The organism is Brucella sp. JSBI001, from assembly GCF_026014005.1.
GTDB classification, from domain to species: Bacteria; Pseudomonadota; Alphaproteobacteria; order Rhizobiales; family Rhizobiaceae; genus Brucella; species Brucella anthropi.
Genome location: NZ_CP110339.1, coordinates 4280696 through 4303191 on the forward strand (window position 1 = coordinate 4280696; position 22496 = coordinate 4303191).

The following is a 22496-nucleotide window of genomic DNA, read 5'->3' on the forward strand; positions in this document are numbered from 1 at the left end:
CTCTCAGATAGCACGCGTCTCGTTGGGGAGACGTGGCCCACTTACTGGGATAGCTGAAAGCGCATTTTTCATCAATACGCCTTTCTGGGAATATTTTTACCCAACCCGCCCGAATTGCTTCGGGCGGGTAGAATTTCGTTATCGGGTCGCTGTCTTCGTTTCAGACAGCTCTTCTTCCATGCGCGCATAATAGCTCGCAATCAGCGCACCGGAGATATTGTGCCAGACACTGAAAACGGCGCTCGGCACAGCCGCCAGCGGCGAGAAATGCGCATTGGCGAGCGCCGCGCCAAGGCCGCTGTTCTGCATCCCGACCTCGATGCTGATCGCCTTGCGCTTGGCAAGCGACAGACCCGCGAAGCGCGCTGCGAAGTAGCCTAGAACCAGACCGAAGCTGTTATGCAGAACGACAACCGCGAAGATCAGCAGGCCAGACTGGGCGATAGCGGCCTTGTTGACAGCCACGACGGCGGAAACGATGAGCACAATGCCGATGACTGACACGAGCGGCAACATGGGCACAGCCGCCTTGACCAAACCCGGCACCAGCTTTTGCAGGATGAAACCCAGCGCCAGAGGCAGGAGAATCACCTTCACGATGCTGATGAACATGCTCATCGCATCGACCGGCAGATATTGGCTGGCGAAGAACCAGACCAGGAAAGGCGTCACGAGAGGCGCCAGCAAGGTCGTGACGCTCGTGCAGGCCACGCTTAGTGCCACGTCGCCCTTCGACAGATAGGTCATGACGTTGCTGGCCGTTCCACCGGGGCAGCAACCGACCAGAATAACGCCCGCAGCCACTTCCGGTGACATCGGGATGATACGCGTCAGCAACACGGCGAGAAGCGGCATGATGATGAACTGGGCCAGCACACCGATGGCGACCTCGAAAGGTCGTTTGGCGACTTCCGCAAAATCCTTGCCGGAAATGGTCAGGCCCATCCCGAACATGATGATGCCGAGCAGAACCACGATCCATGGCGCAAATACGCTGAACGTAGACGGCAGAACAAAGCCGAGAATGGCAAAGACAATGACCCAGATGGCAAAAGTCCGGCCTACGAAATCTGAAAATGCTGCAATTGCTTTCATAACCCTCCCCTTTTCAGGAAACGCGCTCGACGCGTTCTTTCACCTGTAAGGATTCGGGTCGCATATGAAAACGAAAAATTCGACACAACTAAAACAATAAACTGCAAAGCGGGCCGAAAGACCCGCTGCAATTATAGCAGGGCGCTAAGATGCTAACGCATCACACCCTGAAAATGCTCAATTACCGCACGGGCTTAACCAGGTCTCGATGAGTCAAACTCAATGAGACTTGGTATTACCATGTCGTGAAGCGCACACCGGCGCGCAGCTGATGGGACTGAATATCCTTGTCGCTGAGCGTGAGGCCTGCAGCACTTGCAATATCAGCACCCTCGATGACCCCATAACGATAGCCGATATCAAGCTTGATGTTGGATGCCACGTCGATGCCCACACCCGCCATCAGCGCCCAGGCGAGACGATATTCATCGTCGGTCTTGTAGTTACCATAGGCCGTATCAATGGAATAGCGCACATTGGCGAAGCCAAGGCCTGCACCGAGATAAGGTGTGAAGCCGTAATAATTGCCGAGATCGACATAGGCGTTGGCCATCATGTCCCAGCTACGAACATCGACGTCCAAGTCGTCGAAGCTCTGCTTGGAATAGCCGAGCGTCACGTCGCCGCGCAGATTATCCGTGAACTGATAACCGACACCGACGGACGGCACGACATTCTTGTCCAGATCATAGCTTTGCGATGCGCTCCAGAAAGATGTCTCTGTCTGAACCTTGACCTTGGAGGAGAGATTGTAGCCGATATCGCCGCGCAGATACCAACCGGACCCGACCTCGACCGGCTGCTGCACCGGAGCGCCCGGTTCGTAGCTGATCATATCGAGATCGGCGGCAAAAGACTGCGATGCGACGCATAATCCGGCCAGCAAAGCAGCCGACGAACAGAAAGCACGCCATTGCATAGACATGATGATATCCCCGCTTATGAATGTATCATCATGTATGAATGAACATGGTTAAGATCGCATAAATATAGGGATATGTTTACTGTAATTCTAAACAAATAAGGCCCGGATGACCGGGCCTTATTTTCATCGCGCGATTTGCAATTACTTGTAAACGGGACCGTCTACGATGGTCGAAACCTGCTGCGGAGCATAGGCCGGGCCTGCACCGCCGAACATATAGCGCAGGCCGACGCGCACATCATGCACGTTCATGCCGTTGTCGTATCCGTCACCGATCCACTGATTGCCTTCAAACATCTTGCCGCCATTGATATGGCGATAGCGATAGCCCGCATCGAGCTTGAGGTTCTGTGTGAGATCGACCGACGCACCGGCCATGAGCGCGTAGGTAAAGCGCCAGTTGGCAGCGCCTTCCTGCGTACCACCATAGCGAACATCGTCCAGATCGCCCCACTTCACCCGCGTTCCACCAATGCCAGCGCCGACATAAGGCGTGAAGCCGGCAAAATTGCCGAGATCAACATAGGCATTGGCCAGAATGGAGAGAGCCGAGAAGCGACCGCGCTCGTCGGAAGCGCAGTTGATGTCACCGTTACAGGCCGAACCATAAGTGTGGCCATCAAACTTGGCGCGGGTCATGTAGTCTACCGTCAGATCGGTACGGAAATAATCCGTCACCTGATAACCGACACCGCCGCCCACGAGGAACGACCCCTTGAGATCGCCATAAAGCGTGTTGCTGCCGAAGGTCGGCGAGCCGCCGCCGCAGGTCGCGCAATTATCGATGGTCGCGTAATCAGCGTCCTTGAACTTGGCCTTGGAGTAACCGATATCGCCGCGCAAATACCAGCCACCAACGGCGGGCGGAGCGACAACGACTTCCGGAACTTCTGGAACTGGCTCCAGTATGTCGGCCGCAGAAGCGACGGGCGCTGCAGCCATCAGGGCAACCGATGCCGCCACACCGGCAAAAAGAGCTTTCGTAAAACTTTTCATATGTCTGCCCCATCGGAGAATCGCGCCGCTGAAAGCGACGGGTACGGATGTTTGAGGGGAGACTATTCGGCAAAAGTTAAATACAACTTAACCTTGTTTTTTTACCAAGTTCATTAACACTCGCTAATGTACAAAATGCATTCCAAACGCAAAAGGCGCGGGACAAAACCCGCGCCTTTGCTCGCATTATCTTTAAAGGCATCAGGCCGCAGCGCTGCCCTCGGACGAGATCACGTCGATGATATCGTTGACGACCTTTTCCACCAGACCACGATCATCACCTTCTGCCATGACGCGGATAAGTGGCTCCGTGCCGGATGGGCGGATAACCAGACGGCCCTGAACGCCAAGACGCTCGGTAGCTTCGTCAATTGCGCTCTTCACGCGCTTGTTCTCCAGCGGCTTGCCGCCCGAGGTACGAACGTTCTTCAAAAGCTGCGGCACCGGATCAAACTTGCGGCAGATTTCGCTGATTGGCTTGCCCTGCTCCTGCGCGACAGCAAGGATCTGCAATGCCGAAATGAGACCATCGCCAGTCGTCGCATAATCGGACAGAACGATATGGCCGGACTGCTCGCCACCGACATTGAAGCCATGTTCGCGCATATGTTCGACCACATAGCGGTCGCCCACCTTGGTGCGGGCCAGCGTCAGATGACGGTCGGCAAGGAAGCGCTCCAGTCCAAGGTTGGACATGACGGTTGCCACGATGCCGCCGCCTTCGAGACGATCACTTGCAGCCCAGCTTTCAGCGATCACGGCCATCAGCTGGTCGCCATCGATGACGGTACCGTTTTCATCGACCAACAGCACACGGTCCGCATCGCCATCCAGCGCGATGCCGACATCGGCGCGCACTTCGTGAACCTTCTTCATCAGGCCGATCGGATGCGTCGAACCGCAATCCTCGTTGATGTTGATGCCGTTTGGCTCGTTGTTGATGGTGATGACTTCCGCACCCAGCTCCCACAGGGCGGCAGGGGCAACCTTGTAACCCGCACCATTGGCACAATCGACAACAATGCGCAGGCCGTTCAGGTCGATATTGCGCGGCAGTGTACGCTTCGCGAATTCGATATAGCGATAGATATCGCCGTCGACGCGCTTGGCGCGGCCGACATCACCGTGGCTGGCCAGATAAGGGGTCAGATCACCATCGATCATCGCCTCGATCTTCAGCTCGATCTCGTCAGAAAGCTTGAAACCATCCGGACCAAAAAGCTTGATGCCATTGTCATAGAATGGATTGTGCGATGCGGAAATCATGACGCCGATATCGGCACGCAGCGAGCGGCAGAGCATTGCAACGGCAGGCGTCGGGATCGGGCCAAGCAGGAAAACATCCATACCGGCAGCGGTAAAACCGGCCACCAGCGCGTTTTCAAGCATATAGCCCGAACGGCGCGTATCCTTGCCGATCACAACGCGCGAAGTCTGGCCCTTGCGGCGGAAGATGTGACCGACAGCCATACCGACTTTCATGGCAACTTCCGGTGTCATCGGGAAGCTGTTTGCCTGTCCGCGAATGCCATCGGTTCCAAAATATTTCCGTGTCATCTGTTTCGCCTTGCGCTGAGCCATGAACCGCTCTCTATGTCTTCAAATATATGCCGCCTGAATTGATCGGCGAGCAATGGCTGCCGGTTGCCGGACAGCAGATTTTCGCTGTTCTTAACGCGAAAACACCCACAAATGCAATTTCGCCTTTTGCGGCAGGTTTAACGTTCCCACGTCCTAAGTCGTAATCTGACGCAATATGATGCGCCGAAATCCTTAATGAGCCTTTGCGGTAAGCCCAAACAAAGCCAGATAACAAGAAAGCCGGGACAAGCCCGGCTTTCTTGGTTTCGCTTTCAGGCAGCTTATTGCGGCTGCGGCTCCATACCCGGTTCGTTGCCAGGCTCGCTGCCCTTGCGCTTGCGCGGGCTTCCAGCCTTCGGCACACCCGAACCACGCGACGGCGTATCGTTGCCCTGATCGCGCGACGGCTTGTTGCCCGCAATCAGTTCCTTGATCTCGTCGCCGGAGAGCGTTTCATATTCGAGCAGACCCTCGGCAAGCGCGATCCAGTCCTTCTTCTTCTTGGTCAGGATGCGGGTCGCCTCGGCATAGGCCTCGTCGATCAGGCGACGCACTTCGGCGTCGATGATCTGCGCGGTTTCTTCCGAAATATTCTGCGTGCGGGACACCGAATGGCCAAGGAAGACTTCTTCCTGATTGTCGCCATAGGCCACACGGCCAAGCTTGTCGGAATAGCCCCACTGGGTCACCATCGAGCGGGCAAGCTTGGTGGCCTGCTGAATATCGGAGGAAGCACCGGAAGTGATGTTTTCCTTGCCGAACTTCAGCTCTTCGGCCACACGACCGCCCATCATGATGGCAAGACGCGATACCATCCAGGTATAGGTCGCCGAATAACGGTCGCCTTCCGGAAGCTGCATCACCATGCCGAGCGCACGACCGCGCGGAATGATCGTTGCCTTGTGGACCGGATCAGCCTTCGGCACGTTGATCGCAACGATGGCATGACCGGCTTCATGATAGGCCGTATTGGCCTTTTCTTCCGGCGTCATGGCGGAGCGGCGTTCCGCACCCATCATGATCTTGTCCTTGGCGTCTTCGAATTCCTGCATGGTCACAAGGCGCTTGTTGCGGCGCGCGGCCATGAGGGCAGCTTCGTTGACGAGGTTGGCGAGATCGGCACCGGAGAAGCCCGGCGTGCCACGTGCGACAACCCTGAGATCGACATTGGGTGCAAGCGGCACATTGCGCACATGCACTTTGAGAATCTGTTCGCGACCGACAATATCCGGATTCGGAACCACAACCTGACGGTCGAAACGGCCCGGACGCAAGAGCGCGGGATCGAGAACGTCGGGGCGGTTGGTCGCCGCGATCAGGATGATCGATTCGTTGGCTTCAAAGCCGTCCATCTCGACCAGAAGCTGATTGAGCGTCTGTTCGCGTTCATCATTACCGCCGCCGAGACCAGCGCCGCGATGACGACCGACGGCATCGATTTCGTCGATGAAGATGATGCAAGGCGCATTCTTCTTGGCCTGTTCGAACATGTCGCGGACACGGCTTGCACCAACACCGACGAACATTTCAACGAAGTCCGAACCGGAAATGGTGAAGAATGGCACATTGGCTTCGCCTGCTACGGAGCGCGCCAGAAGCGTCTTACCGGTGCCGGGAGGGCCCACGAGCAGCACGCCACGCGGAATCTTGCCGCCCAGGCGCTGGAACTTCTGCGGATCGCGCAGGAATTCGACGATTTCCTCAAGATCCTGCTTGGCTTCGTCAACACCGGCGACGTCCTGGAAAGTCACGCGGCCATGTGCTTCCGTCAGAAGCTTGGCCTTGGACTTGCCGAAGCCCATCGCACCGCGCGAGCCACCCTGCATCTGGCGCATGAAGAAAATCCATACGCCGAGGATCAGGATCATCGGAAGCCACGACAGGAGAATGCCGATCAGCGAGCTGGAACCGTCGGTTTCAGGGCGCGCAGTAATCGCGACATCCTTGCTTTCAAGGCGCGAAACAAGACCCGTATCGCCCGGCGAATAGGTCTGGAAGGTCGAGCCATTATCAGCAAACGTACCGCTGATCCGCTGGCCGGTAATCGTGACCGATTTCACGCGACCGTTGGAAACGTCGTCAATAAACTGCGAATAGGAAACTTCACGGGAATTGGAGCGCTGACCTGGGCTTTGGAACAGGTTGAACAGCGCGATCAAAAGAAGAGCAATGATCGCCCAAAGGGCGAAGTTGCGATAGTTCGGATTCATATCGGGTCCAATCGATACCACGGCCATTCCGCGGGCACGGAACGATGTTTCGGTCTAACATAGGATCGAAGGATGGCCTTGCCAAGGCGCGTTCGACCCCACATCCTCGATTCTTCTCACTCTGGTTTACAAAAATTAGGACATTTCCGCGCAGATACGTCCGATGCGGGCTTCCATGGCCCTTGCAAGGTCGAAATCATGCCCCGGCAACACGTGATCGAAGATCGCAAAATGCCGTTCGATATGAATGTCTTGCAGAAAGTTTCCGTCGGATAGGAAAGGTAGAGCGAAAAGCCTGCCATCTCTGTAAAGAGCCGGCGAAACCAGCAAGGCCTCACGTTTTCGAGATTCGATTTCGATATTCTGCGACTTCAGGAAGTCGGCAAGTTCCTGCCGTCCCGGTGCAGCGAGCTCAAAATCCATCATGCCTTCGTTCAAGAAACGGAATCGACCGTCCCAGACAATTGGCTTGTCCGGCTCCAGATGGAGCTTTGGCAGATTGCGTTTTTCACGAAGAAACCGATGCGGTGAGCCGCTGTCGCCCCGCTCGATGAGGGCGCCAAATACAGTCAAGCGATGCGTGTCATCATCTCCGGACAGAACCCGTTCAATGCGCGACCGCTCGCTATCACCCGGCAGGAAACGGCGTCCGCCAGCGATGGCCGCAAGCAATCCTGCGAAGAGACGTCTCACATTGTCAGGAAGCACGGCGTAGAGCTGCGGATCGATAAGCAAGGCCCCGGTAGCATCTACACGCAAGCTCGCCGGGTCGCCCAGCGCAGCAATCAAGGCAGCATTGTCCCGCTCACGCGCCGCTCCAGCCTCGGCAATCTGATCGAGAACCACCTGTCTGTCAGCCTCGGCGGCAATGCCCAGACGAATTCTCGGTCGTTCATATTCAGTGTTCGCATTGCTGGGATCATCCACCCAATTGATACCCCTGCCCCGCAATTCATCGCGCAGTGTCTGCCGGGAAACAGAAAGCAGAGGACGATCAAGTTCAACCGAGCCTTCGAGCCCAAGACCGTCCAGCAACGAGCGCGACGACATGGCCGCAAGCCCGCGAGCCTCAGCATGGGCGCTACGCTCCTTGCGCATCAGAAAGGTCTCGATCTGGTCGTCCTGCGTATGGCCGGTGACAATGAAGGCTCCGCCAACATCCCGCGCGGCCTGCACCAGCAGCCGATAGCGCGCCGTCCGCGCAGCAGCGGCAAGCCCGCTTGTAGGCTTGGCCTCGTCCCAGACGAGAATGCGGTGTTCAATCCCGTATTGCCGGCAAAGCAGCCCGACATTTTCGGCTTCGGCCTTCGATTCGGCGCGCAGTTGATGATCCACCGTCACAGCAATCAGCCGGGGTGGGTTCTGGAGCATGGCCATATAATCCCGGAGGAGGAAAAGCAGGCCGAGAGAATCGCTGCCGCCCGAAACGGCGGCTATGACGGCCTTGGCCTGCTCAAATCCGAATGGCTCGAATAATTTGGAAATATTGCTTGGGCTAAGCCCCACGAAATAACTCCGCAATCAGCACTTTGCGCGGCTGCGCTCATCGGCAACGCGCTTCAATATCGCGGGCGCTGCCTTGGGGTAACGTTCTGGAATCTGCGCGAAGGTGGCGCAGGCGACATCGCGATTGTCCATCTTTTCAAGCGTCATGCCGAGCTTGAACATGTTTTCCGGCGCGCGTTTCGAATCGGGATAATCGCGCTGCGTATCAATGAATACCGTCGCCGCTTCCGGATAACGGCCCTGACCGTAAAGCGATTCTCCGAGCCAGAAGCGTGCTTCCGCCGTATTGGGGTCAGCCGGATAACGCTTCACATGCTCGCGGAAGCCGGTTTCGGCTGCCTTGTAATCGCCCGACATCAGATACTGATAGGAAGCCTGATAGAGCGAACTGGGATTATCGTCCGTCGGAAGGGATGCGACCGTATCGCCTGCAGCATTTCCTCCCGAGGTGGCGCCGGGTGCCGTACCCGACTGTGCCGTGCGCGGTGTGACATCAAGCGTTTCGCCGATTACATTGCCATTGGCGTCGAACCGGATGGAACCCAGCGACTGCGGCGGCTCTCCACGTTCCGGTCCACCCTGTGCGGGTGCGTTCGAACCAATAGCCATGGAATCGGCGCCAGAAGACTGGTTGGCCGCAGTCTGCGAAGAAGCGTTGTATCCACCGTTCTTGGGGGCGCTTCCGGAAACCCCGCCATCGAGGTTTCCGTTATTGCCCTGACTAGTCCCTTGGCTGGAACCGGCATCGGCGAGCGACGTGTCGCCGCCAGCCTGCTGCACTTCCGCATCGGCGCGTTTGCCGGTTTCCAGAAACTGGAAGCGGCCTTCGTTTGCTTCCTGCATCTTCTGCATCTGATCCTGCATTTCGAGGATCTGGAAGTTCATGGCTTCCGCACGCGCACCCAGCGCATCTGCTATCGCAGCGGGGTTGCCCATGCCCTGCGCGCAGAGATCGGCGCCCGGCGATGCTGCCGCGGGAGCCGCTTGAGCTGCACCACTGGAAGCAGGCGAGGTTACGCCGTTCTTCTTTTCCAGTTCTTCAAACCGGAATTCATTGTCTTCCTGCGTCTTTTGCAACTGATTATCGGTGAACGAAATCTGGGCGTCCACGTCCTCGACCTTTCCGGTCAGGTTGCGCACCAGTTCCTGCTGCAGGCCGGGGCTTTGATAGCCGCCGCCCTGACCGCCGCCGCTGCCATTATCACGCATGGCATCATCGAGAATTGCCGTCGAACCGATGCTGACAGGATTCTGGGCGCCGCCACGCCCCTTCTCCAAGGCCTGAAAACGCGCTTCGTTGTCGCGCTGGATTTTCAGCATCTTGTCGCGAAGCTGCAAGATGCGCGCATAGGACTGGGCGTTTTGATGTGCCAGATTGCAGACCTGCTGCGAAAACTGATCGCCGCCGGGAGCACCTGCCTGCGCGAGCTGAATCCCCCCTTGCGAAGAAACAGATGCCGCCAGAACCGGAGCACTCACCAAAAGCGGCAGCATGGCAATTGCCAGCGTCACTTTCCTCATTGGTTTCCTCATTCCCTTTTGCCCCTGCTAATTCATCCATCCGATTCACCCATCCAATTCGGGGCGAACACGATGATCGAGTGCCGCGCCTGAACAGACGCTGAACATGATTGCCGCACGATCAGCTCCGCTTTTAGAGCATTTCCCGCAAAAGTGCGAAGCGGTTTTGCGTCGGATAATGCGAAAAGCGAAGGCCTTTTGACGCTCACTATGACAAGTGCGACTTCGGCCAAAGTTTGTCGAAACGACCAAACAGGCGGTCAAAAACGAAAAAAGCGGCTCGAAAGCCGCTTTTCCGTAACACTGTCAGGTGCCCGCAGATTAGCTGCCTGCACCGTTGAGAACGGTGACGGCACGACGGTTCTGCGACCAGCACGAGTCGGCATCGCAAACTGCGACCGGACGTTCGTTACCGTAGGAGATGGTGCGCATACGGTTGGTCGGGACGCCACGCGAAGCGAGGAAATCGCGGGTGGCAGCTGCACGGCGCTGGCCGAGAGCAAGGTTATATTCACGCGTACCGCGCTCGTCGGCATGGCCTTCGACCGTGATCGAGTACTGCGGATAACGCTGCAGCCACTGGGCCTGCTTGGAAAGCGTCTGCTGTGCATCGGCGCGGATCAGCGAAGAATCGAGATCGAAGAAGATGCGGTCGCCAACATTGACCGTGAAGTCCTGCGAGGAACCCGGCGTTGCAGCGCCTGCACCGAGACCCAGATCACCGGCATTGTTCGGAAGGTTCTTCTTGGACGCACAACCGGCAACGGCGAGCGACATGAAAAGGGCAATAGCGATCGGGCTACGTGCAATCGACTGGATACGGCGCATGGGCCGGAGCTCCTTAAGATTTGATGTTCCTGCGTAACCATCCAATAATCATATTGAGGTTAAGACAGGCTCAAGAAGTATGGTTAATATTTTCTTGCGGCCAGATGCAACCGGCGATTTCCGGCAGCAGTTCTGGTGTTAGCCCTTGGGGGCAAAATACGGCAGAAACACGGCTTCCTGGCAATGATTGTGGCAATTTGAGCATTTCCTGCAAAAGTGCGAAGCGGTTTTGCGTGAGGATAATGCGATAAAACAAGGAGATAGAACGGTTTCCCGTTTCCGCTTGAACCGGAACCGTTCTATCCATGAAAAAGGCGCGAAACTGGAGTTTCGCGCCTTCACTTTCCATAACTATCCGCGAATCCGCTATTCGAGCAGCGGCGACCAGGCCGGATCGGATGCGAAGTTCGGCGTCTGGATCTGGCGCTCGTTGCGACCAGTCAGGTCGATGGTGAAGAGCTTCGGACCGCCTGCACCCGCCGCCTTGCGGAAGAACATCAGCACGCGACCGTTCGGAGCCCAGGTCGGGCCTTCATTGTGGAAGCCCGAGGTCAGCAGGCGTTCGCCCGAACCGTCAGTTTTCATCACACCAATGGAGAACTGGCCCTGCGACTGCTTGGTGAAGGCGATGAGATCACCGCGCGGAGACCAAACCGGCGTGGAATAGCTGCCGTCACCGGCCGAGATACGGCGCGGATTGGAGCCATCAGCACCCATGACATAGAGCTGCGGACGTCCACCACGGTCGGAGGAGAAAACAATCTGCGATCCGTCCGGTGAATAGGACGCGCTCGTATCGATCGCCTGGCTGTTGGTCAGGCGTGTGGTCGAACGATTGCGCAGGTCCATCGTATAGATATTGGCGCTGCCGTCGTCCTGAAGCAGGCTCATCACAACCTTCTGGCCATCGGGCGAGAAACGCGGAGCAATGGTCATGCCGGGGAAATTGCCGACGAGTTCACGCTGGCCGGTTTCGAGCTGCAGCAGATACACCTTCGGCGAACCGCCTTCGAAAGACATATAGGTGACTTCCTGACGGTTCGGCGAGAAACGCGGCGTCAGCGAAATGGCGCGACCGTCGGAAATGTAACGCACATTGGCGCCGTCCTGATCCATGATGGCAAGACGCTTCACACGCTTCTGTGCCGGGCCGGATTCATCGACGAAAACAACACGCGTATCGAAGTAGCCCTTTTCACCGGTCAGGCGTTCATAGATGGCGTCAGCGATGATATGGGCGACGCGGCGCCAGTTGTCCGGCGTGGTGAAGAACTGCTGGCCGATCATCTGCTGGCCACCGAACGTATCCCACAGGCGGAACTCAGCCTTGAGACGGCCATCCGGCTGTTTGGTGATGCGGCCCGTGACAAGCGCCTGCGCATTGATGACCTTCCAGTCCTCGAAACGCGGAGCCGCATCCGGATTGGAGATCTTCTCGATGAAGGCGCCTTTGTCGATCGGTGCAAAAAGACCAGACCGCTCAAGATCGGCCGCGATGACCGACGTGATATTCGGTCCGAGCTGATCAGCCGAAAGGAAATCGGTGATGGCGATCGGCAACGGCTCGATCACCCCCTTGTTGATGTTGATTTCCACGACGGCGCGCGCGGCATGGTGCAGACAAGGCTTGCGGCAATCATACACGCGAAAGCCGAAAAGACCGTCCGGATCTTTGTATTGATGATGCCGATTTTCATGTCTTCTGGGACCTCTTTGTCCTTGCAGTAAGTTGGTTGGCGACCGGAAACCCGGTCAGAACATTTCGCTTGGGTCGAAGTTGACGATCACTTCCGACCATGAATCATATTTGTCGACTGGCAGATTGTACGGCGCGCAGCGTGCGACAGCGCGCTTGGCGCTCTCGGCTGCTGCACGACCAACACCATCGCCGCCACCACCCGATGTCACTTCCGGAGAGCCCTGAATGGAGCCATCCTGATTCAGCTTCATCTTGACGGTCACGACCAGTCCCGGCGCGTCGGCCACACCGGCAGGCACGTTCCAGCATTTGGAAATCGCACCGCGCAACGCATCCATTTCGCTCTGGCTGAGCTTGGAGCCGCCAGTATTCTTCTTGCCGCCCAGCGATGCCTGATCGGTGGAACGCTTGGCTCCGCCGCCTGCCGCCTTCTGCTTGTTCAGAAGGGCAGCAACCTCATCGGCAATCGCATCATTCTTCGATTTCGAAGTCTGAGCGGCGTTCTGCGTCGGCTTCTTGTCTTCCGTCGGTTTGCGGTCCGGCGTCTTTGCTGTCTGCGCCTGCGGCGGCTTCGGCTTGGCGTCGGGCGCTGGCACCTTGTCCGGCAGCTTCGGCGTTTCAGCGTCAGGGGTTTCCGCCTGTTTTTCGATGGCTTCAGCCACCGGATCAGGCTTCACTTCCTGCTTTTCTTCCGGCTTGGCCTGAACTTCCGTCGCCGGAACCGGCGTTGGCTTGGTCTCGGGCTTCTGTTCCGGTTTCGGATCAGGCTTCGGTTCCGGCTTTTTTACCGGTTCCGGTTGCGCCTTGGGTTCTTCCGCCGCCTCAATTGGCTTCGCCTTTGCATCGGGCTTTGGCGGTGTCTGGGTATCGATATCCTGATCGCCAAAATTCTCGGCGTTTGGAACAGTCTGCGGTTTGGTTGTCGGCACAGGAGCCGACTTTTCCTTCATGGGCGCAGTCTTTTCGCCCTGCTGGATTTGCGTCATCGACTCGATCGGTACGATATCAACCGGGAACGATTCCGAATCCTGCACGTCGAAAGCCTTCGGCGAGGAAAACGAAACCACTGCCAGCGCGACCGCAACGGCATGCAAGGCAACAGAAGATGTCAGGCCAGCCTTCATGATGGCGTCAGCTATCCTGCTCCTGGAGGGTCACAAGGCCGATATTCTTGAAACCGGCGGCGGAAATGCGGGCCATGACTTTCATGACGGTGCCGTAATCGGCAGCCTTGTCACCACGCACGAAAATGCGCTCTTCATAGCCTGTCTTGGCGATAGCCTGGAGTTTCGGCACCACTTCATCGATCGGAATTTCGGTTTCCTGCAGGAAGATCTTGCCTTCGCTGTTGACCGAAACAGTGATCGGCTGCGTATCGGCATTCATCGCCTTGGCCTGCGTATCGGGCAGGTCAATCGGCACGCCAACCGTCAGCAGCGGCGCGGAGACCATAAAGATGATGAGGAGAACGAGCATCACGTCGACGAACGGCGTCACGTTGATTTCGCTCATCAATGCCTTCTTGCGGCCGCGCCTGCGGCGCCCGCCCGACTGCATTCCCTGATTTCCTACCGACATGCCCATTGCAAGATTCCCGAAGGCTGAAACTACACTCGATGCTTGAAGCCGCTTAATTACGCGGCGTCAGCTTCTCATCAATTTGGCGCGACAGTATGGCGGAAAACTCATCCGCAAATCCTTCCAGCCGTCCGCCGATCTTGCCCGCATCCGCCGACAGCTTGTTGTAGGCAATAACGGCAGGAATAGCGGCGAGAAGACCGATTGCCGTTGCCAGAAGTGCTTCGGCGATACCCGGCGCCACAACGGCAAGACTGGTGTTCTTGGAAGCGGCGATTGCCTGGAACGAGGTCATGATACCGACAACCGTACCGAACAGACCGATGAAGGGGGCTGCAGAGCCGATGGTCGCCAGAAAGCCCAGACGCGAGTCGAGCTTTTCACTTTCGCGCGCCAGCGCGACATCCATGGCCTTGTCGATACGCATCTGCAGGCCAATGGGCGAGCGAGCGCCCTTCTCGAATGATTTCTTCCACTCACGCATCGCGGCCATGAAGATGGACGCCATGCCGGTGGTACGGCGTTCGCCGAGATTGCGATAGAGCTCCTCCAGCGACTGGCCGGACCAGAACGTCTGCTCGAAGCGATCAATCGCGCGCCGTGCCCGTCCGTAAGCAATCGTCTTGTCCACGATGATAGCCCAAGTCCAGATCGAGGCGAACAGCAGGCCAAGCATAACCAGCTTGACGACCCAGTTCGCCTGCATGAACAGGCCCCAGAGGGTAACATCGGCGGCGGGGGCCGCTAACGCAACATTTTCCATCGATCTACCGTCCTCGAATCCAAACGCCCGGCCACATGACCGGGCGGTATCGCAAATCCGTTACTCAACGTCTGAAAACAGACGCTCCAAACCTGCGCAGCTTTTCAACTTGAAGCCGTACCTGCCCGACGAGCGGCCGACACTTCGCACCGCAACCGCCATTCCGGATTTCAACTTTAAATCCATCACGCGCTTGTTACGGTTAATTTTGGTGAAAGGAAGGCGCTGCGCTTCAAGCCTGCCTCTCCACCGATTCCGTCAGGGTGATTAATGGAATATTATGGTTAAAGATGCGTTAGCATTCGCCCAAATAGGTATATTTGCCGCTAGCGCATCGAATTCCGCACGAACATGCCAGTGAAGACAGTCATTGGAGCGGTCCTGGGACTCAGTTCTTGCGGTTGTTGGTGAAAGCTTCCCGCCATTCGTCGGGAATGCGGCGCGGATGGCCTTCTTTGGTTATCATCACGGCCTCTACCTTCGCCTCCGAAAGCAGACGCTCCCGGCAGGTAATTTTCTGCGCCATGATGACCCGCGCGCCGCGAATTTCGCTGACGCGGGTTTCAATCAGAATAAGATCATCCATCTTCGCGGGCGATTTGTAATCGATCTCCATGCGGCGAACGACCCAGACCATTTCTTCACCAAGCGCGCCCTCAGCCAATTCGATATGATGAACGTCCTGCAAACGCAGGAAATCCGTGCGTCCGCGTTCGTAGAATTCCAGATAGCGACCGTGATAGACGAAGCCGGAAAAATCCGTATCGGCATAATAGATGCGCGCATAGAGCAGATGCACGCCGTCTTTCAGTTCGCCAGACACAGCAGCCTGCGCCGATTGTTCCTGTCGTTCCGTCATTCGTCTTCCATGAAGAGGCCGTATTGCGACTGCTGGATGATTTCGGCAGGCGCGGGCAATCCGAGATGCTGCCATGCGATGGCCGTCAAAACGCGGCCGCGTGGCGTGCGCTGCAGGAAACCCTGCTGGATCAGATAGGGTTCGATAATGTCTTCAATTGCGTCACGCGGCTCAGACAGGCCGGCGGCAATGGTTTCGATCCCCACCGGACCGCCCCCGAAATTGCGTGCGATAATATTGAGGTAACGCCGGTCGAGCTGATCCAGCCCGCGGTTGTCCACTTCAAGGCGTGACAGCGCCTCATCAGCGATCTTGCGATCGATGACATCGGCGCCGGCGACCAGCGCGAAATCGCGCACGCGACGCAACAACCGTCCGGCAATACGTGGTGTGCCGCGTGAACGGCGGGCGACTTCCAGCGCACCATCCGGCGAAATACCCATCTGCATGATGCGCGCACCACGCCGCACGATATATTCCAGTTCCTCGACCGTATAGAAATTGAGCCGTGTCGGAATGCCGAAGCGATCCCGTAACGGCGTGGTCAGAAGCCCGAGACGGGTCGTTGCCGCAACCAGCGTAAATTTCGCAAGATCGATCTTCACCGAACGCGCGGCAGGCCCCTCGCCGATAATCAAGTCGAGCTGGAAATCCTCCATGGCTGGATAGAGGATTTCTTCCACTGCCGGGCTCAGGCGATGAATTTCATCGATGAACAGAACGTCGCGCTCTTCCAGATTGGTCAGCAGAGCCGCAAGATCACCCGCCTTGGCAATAACCGGGCCGGATGTGGAACGGAAATTGACGCCCAGTTCCTTGGCCATGATCTGCGCCAGCGTCGTCTTGCCTAGACCCGGAGGGCCAACGAACAGGACGTGGTCAAGCGCCTCGCCACGCACTTTGGCGGCCTCGATAAAGACTTTCAGATTGGCGCGCGCTGCCGCCTGCCCGACAAAATCGTCAAGCGTCTGCGGGCGCAGCGTATTGTCTTCGTCTACGCGTCTGTCAGCATCAATGAGAGGGTTGCGGTCGCTCATGCCATCCTCCTCGCATGAACATATCGCTCAGGCAAGTAAATCACCGCGACAATTCCTTCAGACCCAGGCGGATGAGCTTGGCCGAATCGGCATTCTCCCCCGCTTCCTTCAAGGCCGCGGCGACAGCATTAGCGGCCTGATCACGCGAGTAGCCGAGATTGGAAAGCGCCGACACCGCATCGGCAACCGGCGCCGGGGCAGCGCCCGCGCCAAGTTCCTGTTTGAGCCCGATCGTGCCGCTCGCATCACCGGCGAAGGCAGGCGCCTTGTTCTTGAGTTCGGTCACGATGCGCTCAGCAACCTTCTTGCCGACACCCGGCGCGCGCGAAACCATGGCGATGTCGCGCAGTGCAATTGCATTGGCGAGTTCCGACGGCGACAACGTGCCGAGCACGGCGAGAGCCACCTTGGCGCCAACGCCCTGCACATTCTGCAACAGGCGGAACCATTCGCGCTCAAGCTGATTGGCAAAGCCATAAAGGCGGATCATGTCTTCGCGAACATAGGTTTCGATAAACAGGATGGCCGCCTCGCCCGCACCGCCCAGATTGCCGAGCGTGCGCGCCGAACAAAACGCAACATAGCCGACACCATGCACGTCGATGACAGCATGATCCTCGGCAATTTCATCGATCACACCCTTGAGCTTACCGATCATGGCCACCTACGCGATAAGTTGTTGCAACCGGCGCGCACTTGCGATGCTTTGCCGGTGATGCGCATGACAAATGGCAATGGCCAAAGCATCGGCGGCATCGCTCGTATCGAACGATGCGCGCGGCATCAGCACTTTCACCATCATATGGATTTGCTGTTTTTCACCGTGTCCAACGCCGATTACAGCCTTCTTCACGGCATTCGGCGCATATTCGGCAACGGGCAGTCCAGCCTGCGCGGGAGCCAACAAGGCAATGCCGCGCGCCTGACCAAGCTTGAGCGTCGCCGTTGCATCCTTGTTGACGAAGGTGTGTTCAACCGCCGCCTCATGCGGCATATATTCATGCAGGACTTTGGAAAGACCTTCATGCAGCTGGCAGAGGCGCGATGCAAGATCCATCTCGGCATTCGAGGTCACAGTCCCCGAACCGATGAAATGCAGTGAATTGCCCAACGATTCGACAATGCCCCAGCCGGTACGGCGCAGGCCCGGATCGATACCAATGATGCGAATCGTTTCTTTCATAAGCGAACCCTATCCTCAGACGGATTCACTTGACAGCAGAAAAGTGAACAAAAGAGAAACATGCGCCACGAAGGGCGCACATGATCGATCGTTATGAAGCGCCAAAAGCAGTTTTGAGCAATACGATCTGTTCGGAAACCGGATTGCCACGTGGGACGCCCTGCAGCGAGACCACTTCACCGTAAACTTCGCGGTCCATACGGCGCACACGCGCCTGAAGGCGCATGGAACGTTCGACCAGCTCCATGAATGCTGCAGGCAGTTCGGACCAGCCTTGTGCGATTTCACCCGCCGATGGCGTATCAAGACGCACCTTGGCTTTCTCGGCTGCAACCTGCTGACGGGTCATTTCACCGTTCCGCGCCGCGCGCTGGAGCAGCAACCACGAAGCAACCTGCATCAGGCGCGTGGTCAGACGCATCGATTCGGCGGCATAGAGCGTCGCAGCCACACGCGAAAGATTGCGCGCATCCTCACGGCCTTCGCCGTCGAGATAGCTTGCCGCTTCCTCGACCATATCCATGCCTTCTGCATAGATCGGCTTGAACGAATCCGAGAAAACCATGCGCTCTGCGAGGCTGATCATATTGCTCGGCATCTGGCTCTGTTCGCTAATCACTGCTCTGCCACCTTGCATGACCGCCTGTATCGGCGGCCCATTCCGTTGCCGTATTCGTCCAGTGGGATATGCCAGACGGATACGAATGAAACCATTGAACCGCTGTTCGACCATGGGGGAGGCTGAGACGGAACAGCTGTGCTAAACAAGTCCACGATAAACTGCACCTTCATACACCGTCGCGCAAGTTTATGTTTAACATTCGGTTAACATTTTCAGAGGCTTTTGACGAAAGCTTGTAAATAGAACGGATTGGGCAGTTGTTCCGTTCCGCGCGCCTGCATGTGGAAAGCGATATTCCCCCGATATGCAGCAAAAAGCGCACAAAAAAAAGAGCCGCAATGGCGGCTCTCAGGAGTTTAACAGGGAGGCGTCAAACAGAGTGGCTAAACCACTCGGTAAGAATCCAGCCGAACTGGATGTAAACCATTTAACATTCTTAAGATTAATGAATGGTTAATTTCTGCGTAGCGCTGTGGATAATCTCACGCAATCCGGCACTTTTCACTCAAAGAAAAGCCGCCCGAAATGGGCGGCTGATCAGTGGTGCTTAATAGCGCTGCATCGCGGGTTTGGAGTTTGACGCAACCTGCATCTTGACGGGTTCGGCAGCAGGAACAGCGGGCTTTGCCGAAACGGGAGCCCCCTTCTTGCCCCAACCGATGGTTGGCAGCCATTCCAGATAATAGGCCAGTGCGAACTGCATCACGATGCCGGTTGCGATCAGCAAAGTGTCATAAGGCAGGCCGCCCGGGTTCACGAGCTTCATCACCTGCGCAACCATTGCCAGCAGCGTACCGGCAATGAAGACCGGCAGCGAATGCTTGCCGAGAACGGCGAGAGGATTATCCGGCGCCGTCCGGGCAATATTGTTCAGCGTCGGAACGACGGCGATGAGATAGGCAATCGCCAGCACGTGCAGCAGACGCGGCCCCGACAGGAAAGTCTTGTCGAAGCCGGTAAGAACCATGGGCAGGCCCATCGACGCGTCGATGCCCCAAAGCGGAATACGCACCCATGCCAGCGCCAGCACCAGATAGCCAACGGCAAGGCCGATCAGCAGCGGATGCTTCGGCAGTTCGCCACCGCGACGTACATGAATCACGCCTGCAATACCGATTGCAAACAGGAACTGCCACGACAGCGGATTGAGGAACCAGACGCCTTCGGTCGGATAATTTACCGGCGCAACGTGATAGAGGCCTGACAGGAACCAGACCGTGCCGGAAACACCGAGCATGAGCGGCAGGCTGATGCGCGCCAGCAGAAGCAGGATCGGAGTCAAAACCAGCATCACGGCATACATCGACAAAATGTTGTTATAGCCGAGCTGGTGACCCATCGTGACGATGCCGAACAGCGCTTCGACCGGGTGCTTGACCAGCGGCGCGATGTTGATCTGCGTAAGCAACTCCGAACGCTTCAGGAAGATAGCGGCAGCGGCGAAAATGGCGATGGTCGCCATGGTCGTCATGATGTGCGTCGTATAGAGCACACCAGCGCGGCGCCACATTTTCAGCGACAGAAGCAGGCGATTGCCGGGAGCGAATTTAGATCCATAGGCAAGCGCCACGGCCATGCCGGAAATCAGCACGAAAGCTTCAGCCGAATCGGAGAAGCCCAGATTCTTGTGCGTGAAATGCTCGTAGATCGTGCCGGGCACATGGTTGATGAAGATCGTTAGCAGCGCGAGCGCACGAAACACGTCGATGCGCGTGTCGCGCATTTTCGTCGGTTGTGCGGGCATCGCTTCTCTAGCGGTCGCAATATTCATTTACCAGCCTGCCTATCTTTGAAGGAAAGTGCCTGCACTTGGGATTGCGAGCCTTTCCACTTTTCTTCGTGTCATTCCGGATGGGTGCCGGAACAGTTTCACACGTTCTGCCGGAGCATTCAGCGCCCGGTCTTGGTGTGGCTTATATACGCGTTAATCCCGGCAGAACCGGGTTGGTTCCGATCAACTTTCGTTCCAGTGGATAACATTATGCCAGCCCGGACAGGCGCGGGCCCGAGAAGGTTTCGCCAATGAATACTTGCCGAAGCCCGGTTGCGTCGCATAAATGCGACAAAACAAATAGATAGAGCCCCGCTTCCGTTTCCGGTAAACAGAACGCCTCTATTGCCCGAATTCCATCACGTTTTTCCCGTTAGGCTTGGCTCATGAACACGCCCGCTCACCAGACTGAAACCGAACGCTGCCGCATCGTGCTGGTTGCGCCTCCACTTGCCGACGGCGCGGCCCTCGCAAAGCTTTTGACGGCTGCGCTCTCGGGCGGTGACGTTGCAAGCGTCATTCTCGACACCGGCGATCTCGACGAAGCCACTTTTCAGGCCACGGCTGAAAAGGTCATCCCCGTCATTCAGGAAAAAGGCGCCGCCGCGCTTATCCTGAACGATACGCGCATCGCGGGTCGCGTCGGTGCAGATGGCGTTCATATCGAAGGCAAGGCTGCCGATCTGGCAGATGCGATCGAAAAACATACGCCGAAGATGATCGTCGGCACCGGCAATCTGCGCGACCGCCATGGCGCAATGGAAATCGGCGAGTTGCAGCCCGATTATGTTTTCTTCGGCAAGATCGGTGCGGATAACAAGCCGGATGCCCATCCGCGCAACCTGTCGCTGGCCGAATGGTGGTCGCAGATGGTGGAAATTCCCAGCATCGCGCAAGCCGGAAGCACGCTGGAAAGCATCATCCCCGCAGCCGAAACCGGCGCGGATTTCGTTGCGCTCGGTCGGGCGGTCTTCGACGCCGAAGACCCTGCAAAAGCTGTCGCGGAAGCCAACCGGCTTCTCGATGAGAACGCGCCACGCTTTGAAAACTGATCCCTTCATCAAGGTCTTGCCGATGCCCATGAAGAACAAACTTCTTCTCGCTGCCATTTTGACAATCGCGCTGCCGGTCCTGCCTGCTCTGGCAGCGGGCGAGCCGGTGCGCGGTCAAAAGAACAGCCATCAGGGCGATCATCAGGATAAGAAAGCCGACAAGCCTGCCAAGCCGGTGATGCTGCCGCAACCGGCAACGACCGAACCGATGCCCCACATCGACCCAAGCCGTTTCGGCGACAAACCGGCAGACGAGGCTTTCGGTGCATTTCAGCGTGGCCTTTATCTGACCGCTTTCAATCTGGCCAAGCCACAGGCTGAAAAGGGCGATCCGGCATCGCAGACACTCATTGCAGAAATTTATGCGCGCGCCTTGGCATCCCCGCCAACCAGAAACTGGCGGCGGAATGGTACGAGAAAGCAGCCAATAACGGTGTTGTAGAAGCGCAGTTCCGCTATGCCGCACTTCTGCTTCAGGGCACCTACGCCAGGAAAGACCCCGTCAAGGCAGAGGAACTGATGAAGAAGGCTGCCGAGGGTGGCAATGCCATGGCGCAGTTCAACTACGGCCAGATGCTGATGGAAAAAACGCCGGGCAAGCCGGGCATCGATCTCGCCTTCCCGTGGTTCGAGAAGGCGGCCGGGGCCACGCTGGCCGATGCACAATATGCACTCAGCCAGATTTATGCCAACGGTACCCCGACCATCCCCCGCGACGACAAGAAAGCGCGCGTCTATCTCCTGCTTGCTGCCGCACAGGGTTATGATACGGCGCAGTTCGATCTGGGCCGCTGGCTGATTGAGGGCCGCGGTGGCGACCGCGACTACGAACAGGGGTTTGGCTGGATGCGTCTTGGCGCACAGCGCGGCATGGTGATGGCACAGGCCTGGCTCGCCCGCCTCTATCGCGATGGCATTGGCACAGAAGGCGATCTCGTCAAAGCAGCGGCCTGGTATATTGTTGCCCAGCGCGCCGGTTTTCGCTCACCAGACCTCAACGACATGATGGACGGACTGGCTGATGACCAGATTAAACAGGCCATAGAAACCGCCAACAATCTGCGCGTCCGCTGATTTTTGGGCGAATTTTGAGGCTGGATTGGCTCTCTTTTCGCGCTCAGGCTTGCGCCAAGCGCCTTTTTATGGTCTTGAGACGCCGATTATCGTGGTTCGAGTATAAGGCAGGTGCGCAATCTCCGGAATAATGCCGGACGGTTGCCTTTTCGTCGTCATGCGTCGAACCGCACATGGTTTCACATTTTCATTCCGG

Annotated in this window: 19 protein-coding genes and 2 pseudogenes; 2 read left to right on the forward strand and 19 right to left on the reverse strand. The window is 57.3% G+C overall.

The window, feature by feature from the left end:
* Window positions 1–138 precede the first annotated feature (138 nt).
* From LJ361_RS20520 to LJ361_RS20610, 19 genes and pseudogenes are all read right to left on the reverse strand, one after another.
* Window positions 139–1095, reverse strand: coding sequence for a bile acid:sodium symporter family protein (locus LJ361_RS20520; protein ID WP_010661364.1), 957 nt, complete (start codon window positions 1093–1095; stop codon window positions 139–141).
* 235 nt (window positions 1096–1330) lie between these two features.
* A complete protein-coding gene (locus tag LJ361_RS20525; protein ID WP_029376271.1) occupies window positions 1331–2020 on the reverse strand; it encodes an outer membrane protein in 690 nt (229 codons plus the stop codon).
* A gap of 141 nt (window positions 2021–2161) precedes the next feature.
* Window positions 2162–3016: an outer membrane protein gene (locus tag LJ361_RS20530; protein WP_010661366.1), complete on the reverse strand. Its 855-nt coding sequence runs from the start codon at window positions 3014–3016 to the stop codon at window positions 2162–2164.
* A gap of 201 nt (window positions 3017–3217) precedes the next feature.
* On the reverse strand, window positions 3218–4573 hold the full coding sequence (gene glmM / locus LJ361_RS20535) for a phosphoglucosamine mutase (RefSeq protein ID WP_010661367.1): 1356 nt from the start codon (window positions 4571–4573) through the stop codon (window positions 3218–3220).
* 305 nt (window positions 4574–4878) lie between these two features.
* The gene (ftsH, locus tag LJ361_RS20540; RefSeq protein WP_264813612.1) at window positions 4879–6807 is read right to left on the reverse strand and encodes an ATP-dependent zinc metalloprotease FtsH; all 1929 of its coding nucleotides are present in this window, start codon (window positions 6805–6807) and stop codon (window positions 4879–4881) included.
* 135 nt (window positions 6808–6942) lie between these two features.
* Window positions 6943–8313: a tRNA lysidine(34) synthetase TilS gene (gene tilS, locus LJ361_RS20545; protein ID WP_010661369.1), complete on the reverse strand. Its 1371-nt coding sequence runs from the start codon at window positions 8311–8313 to the stop codon at window positions 6943–6945.
* Between the two features lie 15 nt (window positions 8314–8328).
* The gene (ybgF, locus tag LJ361_RS20550; RefSeq protein WP_010661370.1) at window positions 8329–9846 is read right to left on the reverse strand and encodes a tol-pal system protein YbgF; all 1518 of its coding nucleotides are present in this window, start codon (window positions 9844–9846) and stop codon (window positions 8329–8331) included.
* 309 nt (window positions 9847–10155) lie between these two features.
* Window positions 10156–10662, reverse strand: coding sequence for a peptidoglycan-associated lipoprotein Pal (gene pal, locus LJ361_RS20555; RefSeq protein ID WP_010661371.1), 507 nt, complete (start codon window positions 10660–10662; stop codon window positions 10156–10158).
* Window positions 10663–10732: 70 nt separating this feature from the next.
* Window positions 10733–11011, reverse strand: coding sequence for a hypothetical protein (locus tag LJ361_RS20560; RefSeq protein ID WP_010661372.1), 279 nt, complete (start codon window positions 11009–11011; stop codon window positions 10733–10735).
* A gap of 17 nt (window positions 11012–11028) precedes the next feature.
* Window positions 11029–12359: pseudogene (gene tolB, locus LJ361_RS20565) on the reverse strand (Tol-Pal system beta propeller repeat protein TolB).
* A 55-nt stretch (window positions 12360–12414) separates the two neighbouring features.
* The gene (locus tag LJ361_RS20570; protein ID WP_010661374.1) at window positions 12415–13485 is read right to left on the reverse strand and encodes a hypothetical protein; all 1071 of its coding nucleotides are present in this window, start codon (window positions 13483–13485) and stop codon (window positions 12415–12417) included.
* 7 nt (window positions 13486–13492) lie between these two features.
* Window positions 13493–13945 (reverse strand): protein TolR, encoded by a 453-nt coding sequence (gene tolR, locus LJ361_RS20575; RefSeq protein ID WP_010661375.1) that lies wholly within the window; start codon window positions 13943–13945, stop codon window positions 13493–13495.
* A gap of 46 nt (window positions 13946–13991) precedes the next feature.
* Entirely contained in the window at window positions 13992–14702 is a 711-nt protein-coding gene (gene tolQ / locus LJ361_RS20580) for a protein TolQ (RefSeq protein ID WP_010661376.1), read from the reverse strand.
* Window positions 14703–15090: 388 nt separating this feature from the next.
* Entirely contained in the window at window positions 15091–15561 is a 471-nt protein-coding gene (locus LJ361_RS20585) for a YbgC/FadM family acyl-CoA thioesterase (RefSeq protein WP_036581835.1), read from the reverse strand.
* Window positions 15558–16598: a Holliday junction branch migration DNA helicase RuvB gene (gene ruvB, locus LJ361_RS20590; RefSeq protein WP_010661378.1), complete on the reverse strand. Its 1041-nt coding sequence runs from the start codon at window positions 16596–16598 to the stop codon at window positions 15558–15560. The genes LJ361_RS20585 and ruvB overlap by 4 nt, the downstream gene beginning before the upstream one ends.
* Window positions 16599–16638: 40 nt before the next feature.
* Window positions 16639–17256 carry a Holliday junction branch migration protein RuvA gene (ruvA, locus tag LJ361_RS20595; RefSeq protein WP_010661379.1) on the reverse strand — a complete coding sequence of 206 codons (618 nt, stop codon included), beginning with the start codon at window positions 17254–17256 and terminating at the stop codon, window positions 16639–16641.
* A gap of 6 nt (window positions 17257–17262) precedes the next feature.
* On the reverse strand, window positions 17263–17781 hold the full coding sequence (ruvC, locus tag LJ361_RS20600) for a crossover junction endodeoxyribonuclease RuvC (protein ID WP_010661380.1): 519 nt from the start codon (window positions 17779–17781) through the stop codon (window positions 17263–17265).
* Window positions 17782–17872: 91 nt separating this feature from the next.
* The gene (locus tag LJ361_RS20605) at window positions 17873–18379 is read right to left on the reverse strand and encodes a DUF1465 family protein (RefSeq protein WP_010661381.1); all 507 of its coding nucleotides are present in this window, start codon (window positions 18377–18379) and stop codon (window positions 17873–17875) included.
* Window positions 18380–18950: 571 nt separating this feature from the next.
* Window positions 18951–20174: an OpgC family protein gene (locus tag LJ361_RS20610; RefSeq protein WP_085982332.1), complete on the reverse strand. Its 1224-nt coding sequence runs from the start codon at window positions 20172–20174 to the stop codon at window positions 18951–18953.
* A 386-nt stretch (window positions 20175–20560) separates the two neighbouring features.
* Between LJ361_RS20610 and LJ361_RS20615 the strand changes: the two genes are divergently transcribed.
* Both LJ361_RS20615 and LJ361_RS20620 read left to right on the forward strand, forming a co-directional pair.
* Window positions 20561–21226, forward strand: coding sequence for a thiamine phosphate synthase (locus LJ361_RS20615; protein WP_010661383.1), 666 nt, complete (start codon window positions 20561–20563; stop codon window positions 21224–21226).
* A gap of 28 nt (window positions 21227–21254) precedes the next feature.
* A pseudogene (locus LJ361_RS20620) lies at window positions 21255–22300 on the forward strand (tetratricopeptide repeat protein).
* The last annotated feature ends 196 nt before the right edge of the window (window positions 22301–22496 follow it).